Consider the following 650-nt stretch of genomic DNA (forward strand, 5'->3'; position numbering starts at 1 on the left):
AGCTTCAACTACGGGTTCTCCAAGACTCCCGAGCAGGAACTGATCAAGCTGGCCGCCGAGACCGCGAAGGAATCGAAGATCGCGTTCTTGATGCTGCCCGGGGTGGGCACCAAGGAGGACATCAAGGAGGCGCAGAACAACGGTGGGTCGATCTGCCGGATCGCCACGCACTGCACCGAGGCGGATGTGTCGATCCAGCATTTCGGGCTGGCGCGTGAGCTCGGGCTGGAGACGGTCGGCTTCCTGATGATGAGCCACACGATCTCCCCGGAGAAGCTCGCCGCGCAGGCCCGGATCATGGCCGATGCCGGCTGTCAGTGCGTCTACGTCGTCGACTCCGCGGGCGCCCTGGTGCTGGAGGGGGTGGCCGACCGGGTGGCGGCGTTGGTCGCCGAGCTCGGCGACGATGCGCAGGTGGGTTTCCACGGGCACGAGAACCTCGGGTTGGGGGTGGCCAATTCGATCGAGGCGGTGCGGGCGGGGGCCAAGCAGATCGACGGCTCGTGCCGCCGCTTCGGTGCCGGGGCGGGCAACGCGCCGGTCGAGGCGTTGATCGGGGTGTTCGACAAGATCGGTGTCAAGACCGGCATCGATTTCTTCGACATCGCCGACGCCGCCGAAGAGGTCGTCGCCCCCGCGATGCCCGCCGA

The 650-nt window shown here is 67.2% G+C and carries 1 protein-coding gene; it reads left to right on the forward strand.

Going from position 1 to position 650, the window contains the following annotated elements:
• Positions 1–650: 4-hydroxy-2-oxovalerate aldolase (gene dmpG / locus ACZYYX_RS29435; RefSeq protein ID WP_463818373.1), on the forward strand; the 650-nt coding region annotated here is incomplete at both ends.

The organism is Mycobacterium sp. IDUB_1 (assembly GCF_055419625.1).